This is a genomic window from Aeromonas caviae (genome assembly GCF_000819785.1).
Taxonomy (GTDB): Bacteria; Pseudomonadota; Gammaproteobacteria; order Enterobacterales; family Aeromonadaceae; genus Aeromonas; species Aeromonas caviae.
In genome coordinates, this window is the sequence record NZ_CDBK01000084.1 from 1 (window position 1) to 17,797 (window position 17,797).

Sequence of the window (17,797 nt, forward strand, 5' to 3'; positions counted from 1 at the left end):
TACTGGTACTGGTACTGGTAAAAGCAGCATCCAGAGGCCCGACAAACGAAACAATCTTGGCGCCGGGCTTGAGTATGCTGATAGATCTCTCGATCTCGTCACCTCTGAGGGTGCCCAATACCATGTCGTAGTCGCGCAATGTTTTCATTCGGATAGTATGCGGCCATCGCCGAGTCAACCCTGGCATTGGACGCTGCCAGATGACGCTCAGCGATGATGAGGCCGGGCCGGCGAGTCAGTAATTCACCCGGCGTCCCCATGCCGATAGTGGCCGGCGTCGACGGGATCGGCACAGGCGTGGCCAGCTCTGTCCTATGGGTTCCAGGAGGAGTGCCCAGCATGACGTCCAGAGCGTCCATACTGGTCTCCAGACCGGATTCAAGAACGGGAACTGCGGCCTGATATTGGGCGAGCGAAGCTTGAAGCTGCTGCACTTGGCGCTCTGCGGCCAATCCCTGGGTGTAGAGGAGCTGGGTCAGCTTCAGCATTTGTTGCTGCACCGCTACCTGTTGCCGGGCTATGTCTAATCGGGATTGGATGACGCGAATATTGACGTACATTTTTGGGGTTTGTACGGCAACCGCCAGTCGGGTTGCCGCGATTCCCGCCGAGGTGGCCTGATACTCAGCCAGCGCGGCTTCCCGATCTCGGCGCAGACCGCCAAACAGATCGAGTTCCTAGCTCGCGTTCAGGTTGGCTTCGTAACTGTTGCCATGGCGGTCAAAGCCGGGAGATGAATTCAACACCTGACCCAGTGGTATTTCCACGGATTGATAGGCGCGAGCCGCTTGTCCGGAGAGGTTTCCCACCGGCAGCAAGGCTACATCTACCGCACCAAGTCCGGCTTGAGCCTGCGTGACGCGGGCTCTAGCTTGGGCCAGGTCAAGATTTTGCTGCAACGCCAGAGTGATGTAGCAAGTCAGCTGCAGGTCACCAAATTGCACCCACCATACTTGGAGATTGACATGATTACGGGTTTCCTGAACCTCCAGGGAGGATGGCCCCATAACGTGTTTCGGAGTGGAAAATTCTGATGGTGTGTAGTCAGGCCCAAATGCGCAACCAGCCAGCAAGCTGGTGATGGCCAACATCATGGATGCGGATTTTTGACCCATATTCTTATCCAAGATTGACAACGAGTAACGATGTTACAGTTTGGTCACTCGTTGTTAATCTAGCTATGACGCAGTAAAATCCCAAAATCTAATGTCTAGACGTCCGGGAGAAAAATGATGAGTGAAGAAAGCGACAGCCAGGTCGTGAGTCGGGGCCCAGTCGATCACGAGGTGCGTGACCAAATTGTACATGCCGCCACCGAGCACTTCAGCCGCTACGGCTACGGCAAAACCACCGTCTCAGATTTGGCCAAATCAATCGGCTTTTCAAAAGCCTACATCTATAAGTTTTTCCCCTCCAAGCAAGCGATTGGCGAGAGTATTTGTAGCAATTGCCTGAATGGCATTGAGGCCGATGTACGCAGGGCCATTGAAGCCGTTGATCAGCCGCCGGAGAAGTTGCGCCGTCTGTTTAAAGAGCTTGCCCAGGCCAGTTTCCGTCTGTTCTCGGGTGATCAAAAGCTCTACGAAATTGCCGCCTCGGCGGCTGCCGAGCGCTGGCAGGCCACCATGAACTATGAGCAGAACATCAAGGCGCTACTGCAACAGATCCTCCAGGAAGGGCGTCAAAGCGGTGACTTTGAGCGAAAAACCCCCCTAGACGAAATAACGACGGCTATTTACCTCGTCATTCGGCCTTATTTGAACCCCCTTATCCTGCAACACAATTTCGATACCATTGACGAGGCTCCGATCCAACTCGCTAATCTGGTTCTGCGCAGCCTTGCACCGTAAAACCACCAGTGACCATTGACGAATTTGGTCACTAGAGCAATAATGGCCTCCTGAATACTACTTCATAGGGGCTTAGGTATGTCGCGTCACCGCATACTTTCAATGGCAGTTGTCACTGCGTTATCACTGGTCTTAACTGCTTGCAGCGAAGAAAAACCATCCGATCCACGCCTTCAGCCACTCTTGGTTCGCACAATCCGGGCCATGGATGTCGGGAACGAGTCACGCGCTTTCTCTGGGGTGGTGGCGGCTCGCGTGGAGAGTGACTTGGGGTTCCGTGTCTCGGGCAAGGTGCTGGAGCGTTTCGTGGATGTGGGGCAAACCGTGACACGGGGCCAACTGCTGATGCGCATTGACCCGGTGGATCTACAACTTGCGGCCCATGCCCAACAGGAGTCTGTTGTGGCGGCTAAAGCGCGAGTCAAACAAGCAACAGAAGAGGAGGCTCGTTACAGGAGGTTACGCGGAACCGGGGCTATATCCGTGTCAGCGTATGACCAGGTCAAGGCGGAAGCAGATACGGCCAAAGCTCAACTGCGCGCCGCCCAAGCGCAAGCGGAAGTCGCACGCAATGCAACCCGGTATGCAGATTTGCTGGCCGATGCGGACGGGACTGTCCTGGCCACTTTGGCCGAGCCAGGGCAAGTGGTGAATAGTGGGCAAATCGTGGTCCGCGTGGCTCATGCCGGGGCTCGTGAGGCGGTGATTCAATTGCCGGAAACCTTGCGCCCCGCACTGGGATCTCGAGGACTAGCAACACGGTTTGGCCGGCAAGATGAGGGCTCGATGGCGACGCTTCGTCAGCTGGCGGATGCCGCAGATCCTACGACGCGCACCTATGAAGCCCGATATGTACTGACCGGCAGCCTGCAAGATGCCCCCTTCGGGGCCACGGTGACCCTTCACCTCGCCGATGAACGAGTAGGCGCACCAAGAGGCGTGCAGGTGCCTATCGGGGCTCTATTTGATGCTGGCAAGGGACCTGGGGTCTGGGTTCTACAGGGCGAGCCGGCCACTGTGGCCTGGCGTCCGGTCACCCTCCTCCAGCTTGATGATGATTCTGCCCGAGTGACTGGCCAAATCCAGCGCGAGGATCTGATCGTGGCACTCGGAGCCCACTTGCTGCATGAAGGAGCGCAGGTCCGAGTCGCAGCGCCAGTCTCTACCGTCGCCGCAGCGGGGGGCCAACCATGAGCCAGCATCGTTTCAACCTGTCGGCACTCGCGGTGCGTGAACGCGCCATTACCTTGTTTCTGATCCTCCTGATCTCGTTGGGCGGGGTTCTGTCGTTCTTCCAGTTAGGGCGTGCGGAAGACCCGCCGTTCACCATAAAACAGATGACCATAGTCACCGCCTGGCCGGGCGCGACCGCGCAGGAGATGCAGGATCAGGTTGCCGAGCCGTTGGAGAAGCGCATGCAGGAGCTGCGCTGGTACGACCGCACCGAAACCTTCACCCGTCCGGGCCTCGCCTTCACGCTAGTTTCCTTGCTCGACAGTGCACCACCGTCCGAGGTGCAGGAGGAGTTCTACCAGGCGCGCAAGAAGATAAGCGACGAGGCTAGGAAACTGCCTGCCGGCGTGATTGGGCCAATGGTCAACGACGAATATGCGGATGTGACCTTTGCGCTCTTTGCCCTCAAGGCAAAGGGGGAGTCGCAGCGACTGCTGGTGCGTGATGCAGAAGCGTTGCGCCAGCAACTGCTGCACGTGGCTGGTGTCAAGAAGGTCAACATCATCGGCGAGCAGCCAGAGCGCATCTTTGTCTCCTTCTCCCACGAGCGTCTGGCCACGCTGGGTGTGGCGCCGCAGGAGATCTTTGCCGCGCTCAACAGCCAGAACGTGTTGACTCCAGCTGGCTCGATCGAAACTAATGGGCCACAGGTCTTCGTACGCGTTGACGGCGCCTTCGACACGCTGGATAAGATCCGTCAGACCCCGATCGTGGCCCAGGGACGCACGCTCAAGTTGTCAGATGTGGCGAGCGTCGAGCGCGGTTATGAAGATCCGGCCACCTTCCTGGTTCGTAACGGCGGCGAACCGGCGCTGTTACTCGGCGTCGTGATGCGCGACGACTGGAACGGGCTCAATCTGGGCAAGGCGCTGGAGGCCGAAGTCACCCGTATCAACGCCGAACTGCCACTAGGCATGACGCTGACAAAGGTGACTGACCAGGCCGTCAATATCAGCTCGGCGGTCGACGAGTTCATGATCAAGTTCTTTGTCGCCCTGCTCGTGGTTATGGTGGTCTGTTTTGTCAGCATGGGTTGGCGCGTCGGTGTCGTGGTTGCCGCCGCCGTGCCGCTGACACTGGCCGTCGTCTTTGCGGTAATGCTGGCAAGTGGCAAGAATTTCGACCGCATCACCCTGGGGTCGCTGATCCTGGCACTCGGTCTGTTGGTGGACGACGCCATCATCGCCATCGAAATGATGGTGGTGAAGATGGAAGAGGGCTATGACCGTATCGCGGCCTCGGCCTATGCCTGGAGCCATACCGCAGCCCCCATGCTGTCGGGCACTCTGGTCACGGCGGTCGGCTTCATGCCCAACGGCTTTGCCCGCTCCACGGCCGGGGAGTACACCAGCAACATGTTCTGGATCGTGGGCATAGCGCTCATCGCCTCCTGGGTGGTCGCCGTGGTGTTCACCCCCTACCTCGGTGTCAAGCTGTTGCCCGACCTCAAGAGGGTCGAAGGGGGGCATGAAGCCATCTACGACACGCCACGCTACAACCGCTTTCGTCGATTGCTGGGGCGCGTCATTACCCGCAAGTGGCTCGTCGCCGGTACCGTGATCGTGCTGTTCGTGATGTCGGTGCTCGGCATGGCGGTGGTCAAAAAACAGTTCTTCCCGATCTCGGATCGGCCAGAAGTCTTGGTGGAGGTGCAGATGCCCTATGGCACCTCGATCGAGCAAACCAGCGCCGCAGCGCAGAAGGTCGAAGCCTGGCTGGCCCAACAAGCAGAAGCCAGGATCGTCACCGCCTACGTCGGCCAGGGTGCGCCCCGCTTCTTCCTGGCGATGTCCCCCGAACTGCCTGATCCTTCGTTTGCCAAAATAGTGGTGCTCACAGACAACGATCAGGAGCGGGAAACGCTCAAGTCCAGATTGCGTCAGGCCATCGCCGATGGTCTGGCACCCGAGGCTCGGGTACGTGTTACCCAGATCGTGTTCGGACCGCCTTCGCCCTTCCCGGTCGCCTACCGCGTCATGGGGCCGGATCCGCAGCAGCTGCGCAAGATTGCTGCCGAAGTCGAGACCATCATGCAGGCCAGCCCTATGATGCGCACCGTCAATTCAGACTGGGGGCCGCGCGTTCCGACCCTGCATTTTACCCTCGACCAGGACCGGCTTCACGCTCTGGGTCTGAGCTCCAGCTCGGTCGCCTTGCAGTTGCAGTTTCTGCTAAGCGGGGCACCGCTGACGGAGGTGCGTGAGGATATCCGCTCGGTGCAAGTTGTGGGCCGGGCGGCTGGCACCATCCGTCTTGATCCTGCCCAGATCGCGGGTTTCTCACTGGTCGGATCCAGTGGGCAGCGTATCCCGTTGTCACAGGTGGGGCAGGTCGAGGTGCGCATGGAAGACCCTATCCTGCGCCGGCGGGATCGCACGCCGACGATCACGGTACGCGGTGACATTGCCGATGGTTTGCAGCCACCGGATGTGTCGGCGCTGATGACTCAGCAACTGCAGACCATCATGAATCAGCTGCCCAGTGGCTATAGCATCGTGGAGGCGGGATCCATCGAAGAGTCCGGCAAGGCGACGGTGGCCATGCTACCGATCTTCCCCATCATGCTGGCCATTACCCTGCTCATCATCATCCTGCAGGTGCGCTCGATGGCCGCTATGGTCATGGTCTTCCTGACCAGTCCGCTGGGGTTGATCGGTGTGGTGCCGACGCTGCTGCTGTTTCAGCAGCCCTTCGGCATCAATGCGCTGGTCGGTTTGATTGCCTTGTCGGGCATATTGATGCGCAACACGCTGATCCTGATCGGCCAGATCCGTGAAAACGAACAAGCCGGGCTGGATCCTTTCCGTGCGCTGGTCGAAGCGACGGTGCAGCGTGCGCGCCCGGTGATCCTGACAGCACTGGCGGCGATCCTGGCCTTCATTCCGCTGACCCATTCGGTGTTCTGGGGAACGCTAGCCTACACCCTGATTGGCGGCACCCTGGCCGGGACTATCCTGACGCTGGTGTTCCTGCCTGCCATGTATTCCATCTGGTTCAGAATCAAACCAGTACGGAGCTGATTCTGCTCACTTCACTCACCATCACCAAAGGAACTGCCATGTCTCATTCCCATGTCGTTGTCATTACCGGCGTCTCTTCAGGCATCGGCCGTATCAGCGCGATGAAGTTTGCCGAGCAGGGGTGCCGGGTCTTCGGCACGGTGCGCAATATGGCAACGGCCAACCTCATCGCCGGTGTTGAACTCATCGAGATGGATATTCGTGACGAGGTGTCGGTCGAACGCGGTATCCAGACGATTATCGCGCAAGTTGGGCGTATCGATGTGCTTGTCAACAGCGCGGGCGTGACCCTGCTGGGGGCGACCGAAGAGACCTCGATCGCCGAAGCCCAGGCACTGTTCGATACCAATCTGTTTGGCCTGCTGCGCACCATCAAGGCGGTGCTGCCGCAGATGCGCACGCAGCGCTCCGGGCGCATCGTCAACATCAGCTCGGTGCTGGGATTTCTGCCGGCACCCTATATGGCGCTCTATTCGGCCTCCAAGCATGCCGTGGAAGGGCTCTCCGGGACGCTGGATCATGAGGTGCGGCCATTCGGCATCCGGGTGGCACTTGTCGAACCCTCTTTCACCCGAACCAACCTGGATCTCAATGCGCCTCAGACGGCCACCCAGATTGCCGACTACAGCAAGGATCTGGGCATCGTTTCCCAAGCCATCCAGAACAACGTCCAGAAAGCCCCCCAGCCCGATGGCGTAGCCAGGACGATTGTCGATGCCGCCCTCGGTCCCTGGAAGATGCGCCATACGCCCAAGGGGGAAGCCTCTCTTCTTCGGATACTCCGACGTTTCATGCCGACAACTCTGTTGGATACCGGCATCCGGAAAACATTTGGATTGAAGTGATCCCCCGGTAGGGCTTCATTCACTCTGTTTATTGAATCACGAGGTTTAATGATGAATAGCCAGAACAAGGTACGAATCGTGGTGACGGGCATAGGTATCGTCGGGCCATTGGGCGTCGGGGCCGAGATCACGTGGCGCCGGTTATTAGCCGGGCAATCCGGCATTCGCCAGCTTCCGGATGACCTGGTCGACGGAACGGGAACTGCGGTCGGCGGTCAAGTCCCTTCGCCAGAAGAAGATCCCGAAGCGGGTTACGACCCGGATCAGTTTATTCCGTCCAAGGAGCGCAAGAAAATGGATCGGTTCATCGAGTTTGCCCTGGTCGCCGCCCAGGAAGCGCTGACGCAGGCAAACTGGCATCCTGTCCTGGAAGAGGAACAGGCGCGTACCGCGACCATCATAGCGACCGGTGTTGGCGGATTTGGCGCGATTGCGGAAGCAGTTCGCACCACGGATTCTCGTGGGCCCCGTCGCCTGTCACCGTTCACGGCACCCTCCTTTTTGGCCAATATGGCGGCTGGACACGTCTCCATTGCCCATGGCTTCAAGGGGCCGCTGGGCGCACCGGTGACCGCGTGTGCAGCTGGGGTTCAGGCTATCGGTGATGCCGCCCGGTTGATTCGCAGTGGTGAGGCGGATGTCGCCGTATGCGGTGGTAGTGAGGCGACGCTCCATCAGGTCAGTCTGGGTTGTTTTGCCGCGGCGCGAGCCTTATCGACGGGGTTCAATGATCGGCCTCAGGAGGCATCACGGCCATTTGACAGTAACCGGGATGGGTTCGTCATGGCTGAAGGTGCGGGGCTGCTGGTGATCGAATCGCTCGAGCATGCTCTGGCAAGAGGCGCACAGCCGTTGGCCGAAATCGTCGGCTATGGCACCAGCGCCGATGCCTATCATTTGACCGCAGGCCCAGAAGATGGTGGTGGCGCCCAACGCGCCATGAGACAGGCATTGCGCCAAGCTGGGATTACGCCAAATGATGTACAGCACATCAATGCTCATGCCACATCCACCCAGGTTGGCGACAAAGGGGAGCTTGCCGCCATCCGTGCTGTGTTTGGTGAAGGATCGCCAGTCGCCATCGCCTCGACCAAATCCAGCACCGGACATCTGCTCGGGGCCGCCGGAGGCATTGAGGCGATCTTTACGGTGTTGGCACTACGCGATCAGATAGTTCCACCGACACTAAACCTAGTCAACCCGGACCCGGCGGCCGAGGATCTGAATGTGGTGGGGCCAAGCGCTCGTCGCATGCCGATGAAATATGCTCTGTCAAACGGCTTTGGCTTTGGTGGGGTGAATGCCAGCCTAGTATTGCATCGCTGGGAGTAAGCCCGTAACACCGCATTTTAGAAAAGTTGCGGCATAGGTACAGGGACTGTGTCACCTGACATGGGGCGCTTCAGCGCCTGTATGGAGATGATATCAACTGACAGTTGCCCACCAAAGGGAGTGGTCATACTGCTTCAAACCGGATAACAAAACGGGGTACCCCTACCGTGTTATCCGGAGTCATGTACGGTTTGTCATTGGTCAGGGTCGTGCTGTCTATTGCCATGACGAAAGTGCGGTCAGGAACCTCCTCGGCATGAAGTCCGCGCCAGACCCTTTTGCCCATACGTAGTAATCACGAAGATTACCATCTGGCATTTTCATCGTGCTTGCGGCATCAGGGCTATGTGCAGCGAAGGTCTTGAATGTCTTGTTCGTTAGTGCAAATACCATCCCAAAGACGGTGGCGCTTTGATACCAAAGTCAGGGTCGTAAGAATCGCGTACTCCAACGACTTTCTCATTGAACAGCACAACAAGTCATGCAGTTGGCGTTCAGTACGGTATCGCTCATAACGAGGATCTGTTTTACCTCGAAGTCCAGATCTACAGGAGCGCCATTGCTGACGATATCTGTACGTTGACCTGCGTAATAATTGCCCATAGCCGATACGCGCTGGTTAATGGTGTTAAACACCTTTTCCACACCATTCTTATCAACAAGGAACAGGGTACCATGACGTTGACATCGATGGTAGTAGTGCAACCAATGCTACAGCCATCAGGAACCTCCTTGACATCATTCATCCCACCAGAATTGATGTTTTAGTTTGAGTGCACGACATAATATTAAAATACCCATTCATACAAGGGTGCGTATATTTTCCGCAAGTTAACCTTCTAATTTGTGAAACTATGCACAGGAAATTTTTACCACAAATCGATGTGGCTTGAGTGGAACAAATTTAAGGGGCGATGAGCCGATCATTACCATTAACTTCAAATCCTTATCATGAACAAGGCACTTCAATCGCTCGCTGGTAGAAATAATTATGGCGCATTTTAATACGTTGATGGTTGGCACTGGAGCAGGGATGATAAATAATACCTTATGTGAGCGCGATAAACAAATTGAACACCCTTGGTTCGCCAGTAAGAAAGTCCGCGTGTCACAGCCAACTGGCTCTGGGAAGTCAGGCTAATTTAGACAACAACGCCACATATCTGAACAAAGCTACGACCATTAAAATATCATCCTCAATACAGGTTAATGACAAGGTCTGCTTGATGGCATATGAAGGGTCTATTGCCATAATATGGCAATTTTTATCGGAAATTTTTCCATGCTTACAGCTATGGTTTCATCATGTACACAAACCAGACTAATTAAAAAATAGAGTTTTAAAAAACAATCTTTTAGGTGAAAGAAACTACTATCTCAATGTCAAAAATCTGTGCCACAAAATGGCAATGAGCATTTGGCGGTGCCATTTTTTGGCAGACACTCCCACATCTCCCCTTAGTGAACCTGCTTACCACACAGATAACTCAGAAAATTCATTAAAACATGAACAAATAGTGACTAGATATGCAGTTGCAACCACTTAAACACTCATCTCATTGTGTTGTCCTACGATAGTACAATGGGATACCATTAATTATAACCAGGTCCCCTTAATGAGCCTCAAACGCTCCCCTGCACTGAGGGGGCTTTATTATGCATATTGTGTAGCCTTCGGCGCTATATTATAGATGCTCAATAATTATACCTTTTCATTCTGGCTTTCATTTACATCTCACTCTAAATATGTATTTCAGGATGAAATGTTCTCTATATAGAGAACCTCTTAAATAATATTAATGCTGAGTGATAGCATTACGATTCCATTCACTGGCGGAGAAAAAATAAAGAAAACACATCTCCCCCCAGAATAAAAATTGAAGAAACCTGATTCTGAAATTTAATAATATATGCAGCTCTCATCAATGTTGTATTCTGGTGATTCCATTATCCAGACTTGTTCAACTTGGCAGCTCTGGAGTAAAGCAACCGAAAGTTGGTAAACACAGACGGAAAACGGGGTCAGTTTTTTCGGACACTACATCTCGGCATTCCAACTCCCCTCTGCACCATACCTTACAGAAATTTCCATTTTTTGCCCCCTGTTAGATGGCTTCATTTTCCATACATTGTCGCTATCCAGTACATCCACTGGAGATGACAAGGAGATCTATGATGAGCAACAGCAAAAAACCAATGACCACAGAAGCCGTATCTCGTATCCATAGTGCTGAAGCGCGGAGTAACGGAGGTGGTGTGAGTAAAGACAGTTTCACCGCGCGTGCACAAAAAACCGCTGCAGTCACCCCGCCAAAACCGGAAACTAAAAAGTAAGGAAACAACATGTCTAAAAAAGATGACGACGATAACCGCTCGCGTCAATTAAACCCCGAGCACGATGCCTACTGGCAGAGTCGGGGCTACGATGAGCGCCCTGATGATGAAGATGATGAATGACTTTTTCAGGGAGCCTATGGCTCCCTGCTGCCTATAGCTTTATTATAAAATCGATTGTAATGGCTAAAACATGTAACAACCTCATGATCCAGTTCTGGATCACCCGTTACATGAATCCATCCAGATAATATATCCGCTACGCCCCACATCGGCTCACAATAGTGAAGAACTTCCTCGACATCAAAATCTTCTGTCTTGGCTAACTCTTCAAGTGCTCCACGTAACCATTCTCTAACCGTTTTAAATTTTAGATTTCGTTTTCTTGCATAAAACTGACGTAAACTAGTTGCGATAGAATCTTCATTGCAACCCGCGTACTTGGCAAAAGCCTGATAGCCTATTGACTTGGATACGAAACGTTTCAGAAGAGGTTCGAACAATCCAGACCTATGAGGTACCCACTTATCTAGTGGAGATGTAGGCATCATTTTGAGAAATATCGATTGTTTGTGTTCCATCGACACATGGCGGTTAAAATCAGCATCAAACGCCGCTAGCATCTTAATAAAAAGATATATATTGAAATAATGTAGAGTTCTAAACAGGACCCTGTTTTGTTCAGGCCCCATGTTAAAATCGCTATCATTGACTCGCAACTCTACATTCAACTCCATTAGACTAGCTCTCAGCCAGTCGTTCTCTAAAACTTTCTTGGCTCGACTTCTCCCACGAAGACCATCTAGGCTATCCAATAAAATCTGCAATTCATATAGGAAACTTTCTGCTTGCGCACACGTTTGTGGGTAATAACCTGTGATTTGAAGGCCTTTGAAGATGCTTGGCCATTTCACACGAATCGCAAATTGCGATATTAGTATGGGTTCAGATGGCGTATCAAAAAAATCAGCACTAACACCCCTAGTTACTGAGATATCCTTCAATCTTTTGATGAATTTTTCTGACTGAGTACTGTGGCACTCATCCCCTGATGATAAAAAATACTTGTTTAGTGTTTTGGCACATGGAGGATACAGCTTGTCTTTATTTATGCTAGGGGAAGTAAACACGCCTCGAAAAAATTCCCCTTGTGAAGGAAAACCAAGCCATTCGATAAACTGCGATGGATCATAAAGAAACATTTAATACCCCCACCGATTAAACGCCAGCGGCATCTTGTTGAGCTTCTCGCGGTGCTCTCGCCAATTTGGCAGGTGCAGATCCATCAGGGAGATAAATCGCTGGTTATGCTTGCGCTCTAATAGATGCACCATCTCGTGAACCACAATAAATTCCAGGCATTCAGGGGGCTTCTTGACCAACTCGAGGTTGATCCAGATGCGAGCAGTATCTGTTTTGCAGCTACCCCACATGGTTTTCATGCGTTTGATACCCACAAAGGAAGGTGACACCTTTAACGTCTCCTGCCACTTGGCGATAAGATCTGGCAAGCGCTGGCGTAGCAACTGGCGGTACCACTCAAGGAGCAACACCTCGCGGCGGTCTGCGTCATAGTGTGCAGGCACCCGCATACGGATCCAGCCGCCCTGTAACTTGACGCTATGGTCACCATCGGTCTGAATCACATCCAGCCGGTAACCTCGTCCCCAAAGATAATGGGTCTCTCCGCTACACATCTTGCGCTCGCTCTGGCGCGGCTGGGCAACAAACGCCGCCTGCTGCTGTCGAATCCAGGCCAGTCTTCGCACCACTGCAACTCGAATGGCGGTATCTGACAAAGAAGCAGGCGCGGATACACGCACCCGTCCATCAGGGGGTAATACATTGATGTGCAAGTTTTTGATGCCCTTGCGCTGCAACTCGAACGTCAGCTCACCGAAGGTAACCAACGCCATCAATGGTACTCCGGCTGGGCTTTTACCAGGGTCATCACATCCGCGACGGTCACATCGTACTCTTTGATCTCTTCGGCAATAGCAAAGGCAACCTCCCGCTCTTTGAAGCGATCACCGAGCCAGTCCGCTTTTTTGGTATATCTGACGGCAGTATCGATCTTGGTCACCAGCACTTCATCGCAGCCCAAATTGTCATATAGCGCGCGCTTGGCTGAGGTATCTACACTCGCAGGGTAGGTCTGTGCCCCCGCGCTGGCTGGACGTTTCACCTTCATGGCCAGCTCGCGCACCTTTTCCAGATACTCCTGGTAAGAGATAGCCTGAGAGCGACGCAGCTCAATCAGCTCATCGAGCAGCACCGACATCTTTTCGTAGTACTTGGGGTTAACCGGATTCTCGTCGACGATGGTCCGTCGCACGTTGTTTTCAATCGCCTCAGCCATAGCCTCGGGGTCTTTACGCAGTCCCTCAGGCGCCCCCTCAAGCCCTTCAGCTCCCCGCTCGATGATCAGCTCCAGCAATCCCAGCTCTTCAAAGTCCATAAGGGTTTCACTGGGGTCAGCATCAATATAGAGATCCAGCATCTGGCGCATCGCCGGCTCGAATTGCTTCATATCGACGTGATCACTACTGGCTACTTTGATCATGTAGCGCACCTTGCTGTAGTGCTCCACCTCACGACGGATTACAGCAGCCTGGCTCGCGCTATAACCGGCCTCTTCCATCTCCCCCGCCAACGCGGTGAACGCACGGATAAGCTTGGCGACATATTGATAAAGGGTTAGACGCAGCGCCTCCTTGTCGAGCAGCTCATCTTCGTTTGCCCCCGGAGCACAGCAGAAGTAGTGCTGATAATCCAACTCCTCGCGGGGAGCCTTGACCGGTTCGCAGAGCGTTCGCACTACCTCCAGAGCGTCGTCAAGATCCTGCCGTCCTTGCGCCAAGCGATCTTTGAGTAACCCAGCGACATCCTCCTTGTCATAGCCTTCAAACGCCTCGGCCGTATAATCCTTGACGGTCTTCTCAAGAGAGCGAAACAGATCCTTGTAATCGACGATGTAGCCATACTCCTTATCGGCACCATCGAGCCGGTTGACCCGACAGATAGCTTGAAAAAGGTTGTGATCGGCCATCTTTTTATCGATGTAAAGGTAGGTCGCCGACGGCGCATCGAAACCGGTCAACAGCTTGTCCACGACAATCAGCAGCCGCATCCGACCAGGCTCCTTGATAAAGCGCTGTTTGACCGTTTTCTCAAACTCCTCCACCCGCTTGCCAGCCTCATCCTCGCTCTGGCCGAAAAAGTTCGCCAGCATCTTGCGATAGATATGGTATTTCGCCAGCTTTTCGGTCAACCCAGCACCGGTCGTCTGTCCTTTGATGTTACTGGCATTAGGCTGATAGCTGGTGATGATGGCACACTTGTCAGCAAATCCTGCCTGACTGAACAGCTCATAGCTTTTGCAAGCCTGATAGACACTGGAGCACACCAGCATGGCATTGCCACGGCCATCCGCCAGGCGCTGTTTACGGTCAAAATCGAGCAGGATATCGGCCACGATCTGCTCGAGTCGTGAGCGGCTCGAGAGCAGCTTCTGCATCGAGGCCCACTTCTCTTTTAACTGCTGGCGACCAAGTCGGGAGAGCGCCTTGGTCTTCACCTCGAACCATTCATCCACCTTGGCCTGGGACTTGACCCGTTGGTCAATGTCGCGGGCCTCATAACGCAAGTCCAGCACCACCCCATCGCTCACCGCCTCGTCAAACTTGTAGGTGTGAATGAAGGGTCCAAACACCTCTACCGACTTCTTCTTATCCTTCTTCATCAGGGGTGTGCCGGTGAAGCCAATAAAAAGTGCCTCGGGCAATATGCTCTTCATGGCCCCATGCAACTTGCCCGACTGGGTACGGTGGCACTCATCCACAAACACAAAGAGTTTGCCCTTGGCCGCAAAATCAGCCGGCAGGCTGGCTTTGAGCTCGGCGATAAATTCATCGTCATCTCGCTCAGCCGTCTCATCTTCTTCTTCCGTGTGTCGGCCAAATTTGTGTACCAAAGAGCAAAGCAGCCAAGGGTGTGCCTCGTTAAGACGGCGTACCAGATCGGCCCCACTCTTGGTACGCAGGATCTCCTCTTCAACCCCGGCAAATACTTTCTCTATCTGCTCATCGAGCTCGGTACGGTCAGTGATGATCAAGACCCGACTATCAGCGACATTCTCTCGGATCCACTTGGCCAGCCACACCATGGTCAGGCTTTTACCGCTGCCCTGGGTATGCCAGATGATCCCGCCCTCATGACGTTCAATAAACCGCTTAGCTGCCGAGATCCCGAAATACTGGTTATGGCGACAGGTTTTCTTAACCCCACTATCGAAGACAATAAAGTTGTGAATTAACTCAAGAAAGCGCCCCTTCTCGCAGAGCTGGGCCAGGTGGCGATCCAACGGATTTCCATCCAGCAAAGAGCCGGCCTCTTTCCACTCCAGATAATATTTCTCAGGGGTTTCGATGGTACCGTACCGCAGACCCTGGCTGTCGTTGCCTGCCATGAGCAACTGTTGAGTGGTGAAAAAATTGCGAATGAAATCCTGTTGCTGGTTGTCGAGGTTTTGCCGGATCCCTTCACCGATAGAGACGGTGGAGCGCTTGAGCTCGATCACCCCTAGCGCAATACCGTTAACGTAGAGCACCAGATCCGGCCGCTTGGTATTCTCCCCCGCGACCGTCACCTCCTCGGCGATGGCAAAGTCGTTAGCCTCAGGATTGGCCCAATCTACCAGCCAGACGGTCTGATGCTGCTCACCCGCCCCGCTCTTCTCCTTAACGCCATAGCGCAGCAGTCGGTAGACCTCTTTATTGGCATCATAGAGCTGACGCCCCTCCCCCAGGCTGGCCGCCCGCTCCAGCTGGCGCAGGACTCGGGGAATAAGCGCGCCATCCACCCCACGCCCAGCCAACCAACTGGTCAGCAAGGCGGGCTCGACATTGCGATTGTTGGGGCGGGTATGCCAGTTACCCAGATAGCGATAGCCCAGTGTCTCGCTAAAAAAACGGACGACTCGCTGCTGGGTAGCTCGTTCACGTTGGCCGACAGTTGTCACTGTTGTCATTCCTTCTAATCAAACCAAGCAGCCCAACCGGGCTCATCAGGTTTCCAGGGTTACTCAACACCGTCGTTGATAAACACCCGGAGCAAAACGACTGATAGTGATAAACATCACTCTTCAGCAGAGGTCCCTATGGTGCCTAGATAACGTTCAACAGCCGCAAAATACTTCTGATACTCTTCAATCATTTTTTGCTGATGGGCCTGCGCCCGCTCACCATTCCACTGTTCATGTTCATAAATCAGCGCCAACTTTAGAGAATCAACCCTTGCGGCATTTCGCTCACGAAAGCGCGCTCGTTTTTCGGCATAGGGCTTGTTGCCGTATTCCGAGTTGATGCTGCGTGACACCAGACCCAAATTGCCAAAACAGTCGCGTAATTCAGGGGCTACTTGATTGGTGTCAAAGGACTCAGGCTGCTGTGGCGAGACATGTTCCACCGAGTTTCTGGCAGTCATCCGAAACGCCTGCCACGCACTTCCTTTCTGGGTGCGGTAGCGATCCCACAAAATGTATTCCAGCTTGTAGAACCAGTAATGAGAAAAGTCAGTCCCCTCATTGGCGGTCAGCACCGCCTGCATATCACGAAGCGGATAAGCCCGACTCCATGGATTGAGTACAAACTCACGGGTTCGCACGATAAGAGGCTGTTCACTTTCACTGCACAACAGGTGGTTATCCAGATACTGGAGATAGCAATGAGCGTTTTCACCGCCATGATCCAACAGATAATTCAGCAGCGGGGTTAACCAGTAATGAGTGGTCAATTGCTGCGAGTGATAGAGCATGCTTTGCAGCATGGCAAAGTTGCTTTCGGCATCACGGCTATCTCGGATCAGGCTCCGGTAGCCTCGGCTTTCATTAACCCTGAGCCGGCGAATACCATGATTTTCTTCATTATTTTCATCGCTGATCCACTTGATGACGTGTTTATCGAACAGATAGCGGCAGCGCCACAACAGCTCGATAAAATAACGCACCTCATTGGCCTGCTTCTGCTTGTCACACTGGGACAGCCCTTCCAGCCAGTGGCTCTGGAAAATCTGTAACAACTCTTTGTCCAGGATCTTGTTGATGTCGTCACGCTGCGACCGTAACAGAAAGAGGCGTAACACATGCTGCAACAACATGGGGAAGCCAATAACGCTGCGCACATCATCCGCCTCATACTCCTCCTCATTTCTTGTCTCACCACTGGATGGCTCCGTCAGGAGTGCCGCACCATTGAGGATCTCTTCCAGTGAATGAGGCTTGATGTCCTGCTGATTATCAAGCGCGAGCAAGGCATCACGTACAGCCAAGGGATCTGCGAGCCGCTCCTGATCGCGTTTTGCTTCATCCGCATCATAAAGAGGTATAAGTTTTAGCCCCTTGACGGTACGCAGATTCTTCTCGACATAGGCGCCCATAAACGAGCATGCATCCCACATCTGACCATAAACTTCCCGTTCACTTCTCTCTGGCAACAATGCCAGCAAGCGAGCCTTCAGAATTTCATGATGCTGCAATTGCACACCGCGATTATTGATAACCTCAAACAACTTGTTGAGATCCGTGTTAGCGGGAACCCGGGTCAGAACCAGTTGTACCCGCTCACGAATAAAACGGCCCAGTTTGACAAGATCAACACGGCTGCGTTCATCCGTCCTGTCTGAGAAATACCCCTCCATCACCTGCATCGCATAGCTCAACGCCGACGCTTGCGGCTCATCAGGCACAGCGCGGCCATCAAGCAACGCCGTGAAAAAGCGGCTAACACCGGGACGAATAGCAAACCGGATACGTGGTTCACGATTATCTCCAAACCAGGCACAGCGAAAATCAGTCAGAGGGTTATGAGCGGTTTGCTCGTCCCTTGAGGGTGGGAGCAGACGCTCCATCACCACACTCAGCAGCCACAAGGTCGTAAAACGTTGCTGGCCATCGATAAGATCCAGCAAAGGATGCCCACATGCAGTCCTCCCCTGTTCAATGACCAGTGTCCCCCCTAGGTAAAACACGTCCTTGTCTGCCTCGCAGGCCGCAACCAGATCATCGAGCAGAACTTTGATCTGATCACTGCCCCACACGTAAAGGCGTTGATAGATAGGGATATTGAAGAGGCGCTTATCTGCAATGATGTCGGCCAACGTGGTCAATTTTGATTCATGTTGCATC

Annotated in this window: 13 protein-coding genes; 6 read left to right on the forward strand and 7 right to left on the reverse strand. The window is 53.8% G+C overall.

Annotated elements, in window-relative coordinates; translation table 11 throughout:
- Nucleotides 1-98: 98 nt before the first annotated feature.
- Both BN1120_RS21965 and BN1120_RS21595 read right to left on the reverse strand, forming a co-directional pair.
- Nucleotides 99-668, reverse strand: coding sequence for a TolC family protein (locus tag BN1120_RS21965; protein WP_197713290.1), 570 nt, complete (start codon nt 666-668; stop codon nt 99-101).
- A 9-nt stretch (nt 669-677) separates the two neighbouring features.
- Complete coding sequence (locus BN1120_RS21595; RefSeq protein ID WP_197713261.1) at nt 678-1,115, reverse strand: outer membrane factor lipoprotein domain-containing protein; 438 nt, start codon at nt 1,113-1,115, stop codon at nt 678-680.
- Between the two features lie 117 nt (nt 1,116-1,232).
- Between BN1120_RS21595 and BN1120_RS13590 the strand changes: the two genes are divergently transcribed.
- The 5 genes from BN1120_RS13590 (at nt 1,233) to fabF (ending at nt 8,280) form a co-directional block, all read left to right on the forward strand.
- Entirely contained in the window at nt 1,233-1,850 is a 618-nt protein-coding gene (locus tag BN1120_RS13590; protein ID WP_041215923.1) for a TetR/AcrR family transcriptional regulator, read from the forward strand.
- Between the two features lie 78 nt (nt 1,851-1,928).
- Complete coding sequence (locus BN1120_RS13595; RefSeq protein ID WP_041215319.1) at nt 1,929-3,044, forward strand: efflux RND transporter periplasmic adaptor subunit; 1,116 nt, start codon at nt 1,929-1,931, stop codon at nt 3,042-3,044.
- Nucleotides 3,041-6,103 carry an efflux RND transporter permease subunit gene (locus BN1120_RS13600; protein WP_042016502.1) on the forward strand — a complete coding sequence of 1,021 codons (3,063 nt, stop codon included), beginning with the start codon at nt 3,041-3,043 and terminating at the stop codon, nt 6,101-6,103. The genes BN1120_RS13595 and BN1120_RS13600 overlap by 4 nt, the downstream gene beginning before the upstream one ends.
- Nucleotides 6,104-6,141: 38 nt before the next feature.
- The gene (locus BN1120_RS13605; protein WP_042016503.1) at nt 6,142-6,948 is read left to right on the forward strand and encodes an oxidoreductase; all 807 of its coding nucleotides are present in this window, start codon (nt 6,142-6,144) and stop codon (nt 6,946-6,948) included.
- A gap of 48 nt (nt 6,949-6,996) precedes the next feature.
- Entirely contained in the window at nt 6,997-8,280 is a 1,284-nt protein-coding gene (gene fabF / locus BN1120_RS13610; protein WP_231959387.1) for a beta-ketoacyl-ACP synthase II, read from the forward strand.
- Nucleotides 8,281-8,739: 459 nt separating this feature from the next.
- On the opposite strand, the gene BN1120_RS21345 is transcribed toward fabF, so the two are convergent.
- The gene (locus BN1120_RS21345; RefSeq protein ID WP_154676069.1) at nt 8,740-8,916 is read right to left on the reverse strand and encodes a hypothetical protein; all 177 of its coding nucleotides are present in this window, start codon (nt 8,914-8,916) and stop codon (nt 8,740-8,742) included.
- A 1,539-nt stretch (nt 8,917-10,455) separates the two neighbouring features.
- Between BN1120_RS21345 and BN1120_RS21600 the strand changes: the two genes are divergently transcribed.
- Nucleotides 10,456-10,614: a hypothetical protein gene (locus BN1120_RS21600; protein ID WP_162901958.1), complete on the forward strand. Its 159-nt coding sequence runs from the start codon at nt 10,456-10,458 to the stop codon at nt 10,612-10,614.
- Between the two features lie 137 nt (nt 10,615-10,751).
- Here the strand turns inward: BN1120_RS21600 and BN1120_RS21350 are convergent, their stop codons facing one another.
- From BN1120_RS21350 to BN1120_RS13625, 4 genes are all read right to left on the reverse strand, one after another.
- Nucleotides 10,752-11,816, reverse strand: a complete 1,065-nt coding sequence (locus BN1120_RS21350; RefSeq protein WP_145983755.1) for a hypothetical protein — start codon at nt 11,814-11,816, stop codon at nt 10,752-10,754.
- Nucleotides 11,817-12,530, reverse strand: a complete 714-nt coding sequence (locus BN1120_RS13615) for a M48 family metallopeptidase (RefSeq protein ID WP_039038872.1) — start codon at nt 12,528-12,530, stop codon at nt 11,817-11,819.
- Nucleotides 12,530-15,634 (reverse strand): type I restriction endonuclease subunit R, encoded by a 3,105-nt coding sequence (locus BN1120_RS13620; protein ID WP_042016504.1) that lies wholly within the window; start codon nt 15,632-15,634, stop codon nt 12,530-12,532. Before BN1120_RS13620 ends, BN1120_RS13615 begins: the two co-directional genes overlap by 1 nt.
- 116 nt (nt 15,635-15,750) lie before the next feature.
- Nucleotides 15,751-17,796, reverse strand: coding sequence for a DUF262 domain-containing protein (locus BN1120_RS13625; RefSeq protein WP_042016505.1), 2,046 nt, complete (start codon nt 17,794-17,796; stop codon nt 15,751-15,753).
- Nucleotide 17,797 lies beyond the last annotated feature (1 nt).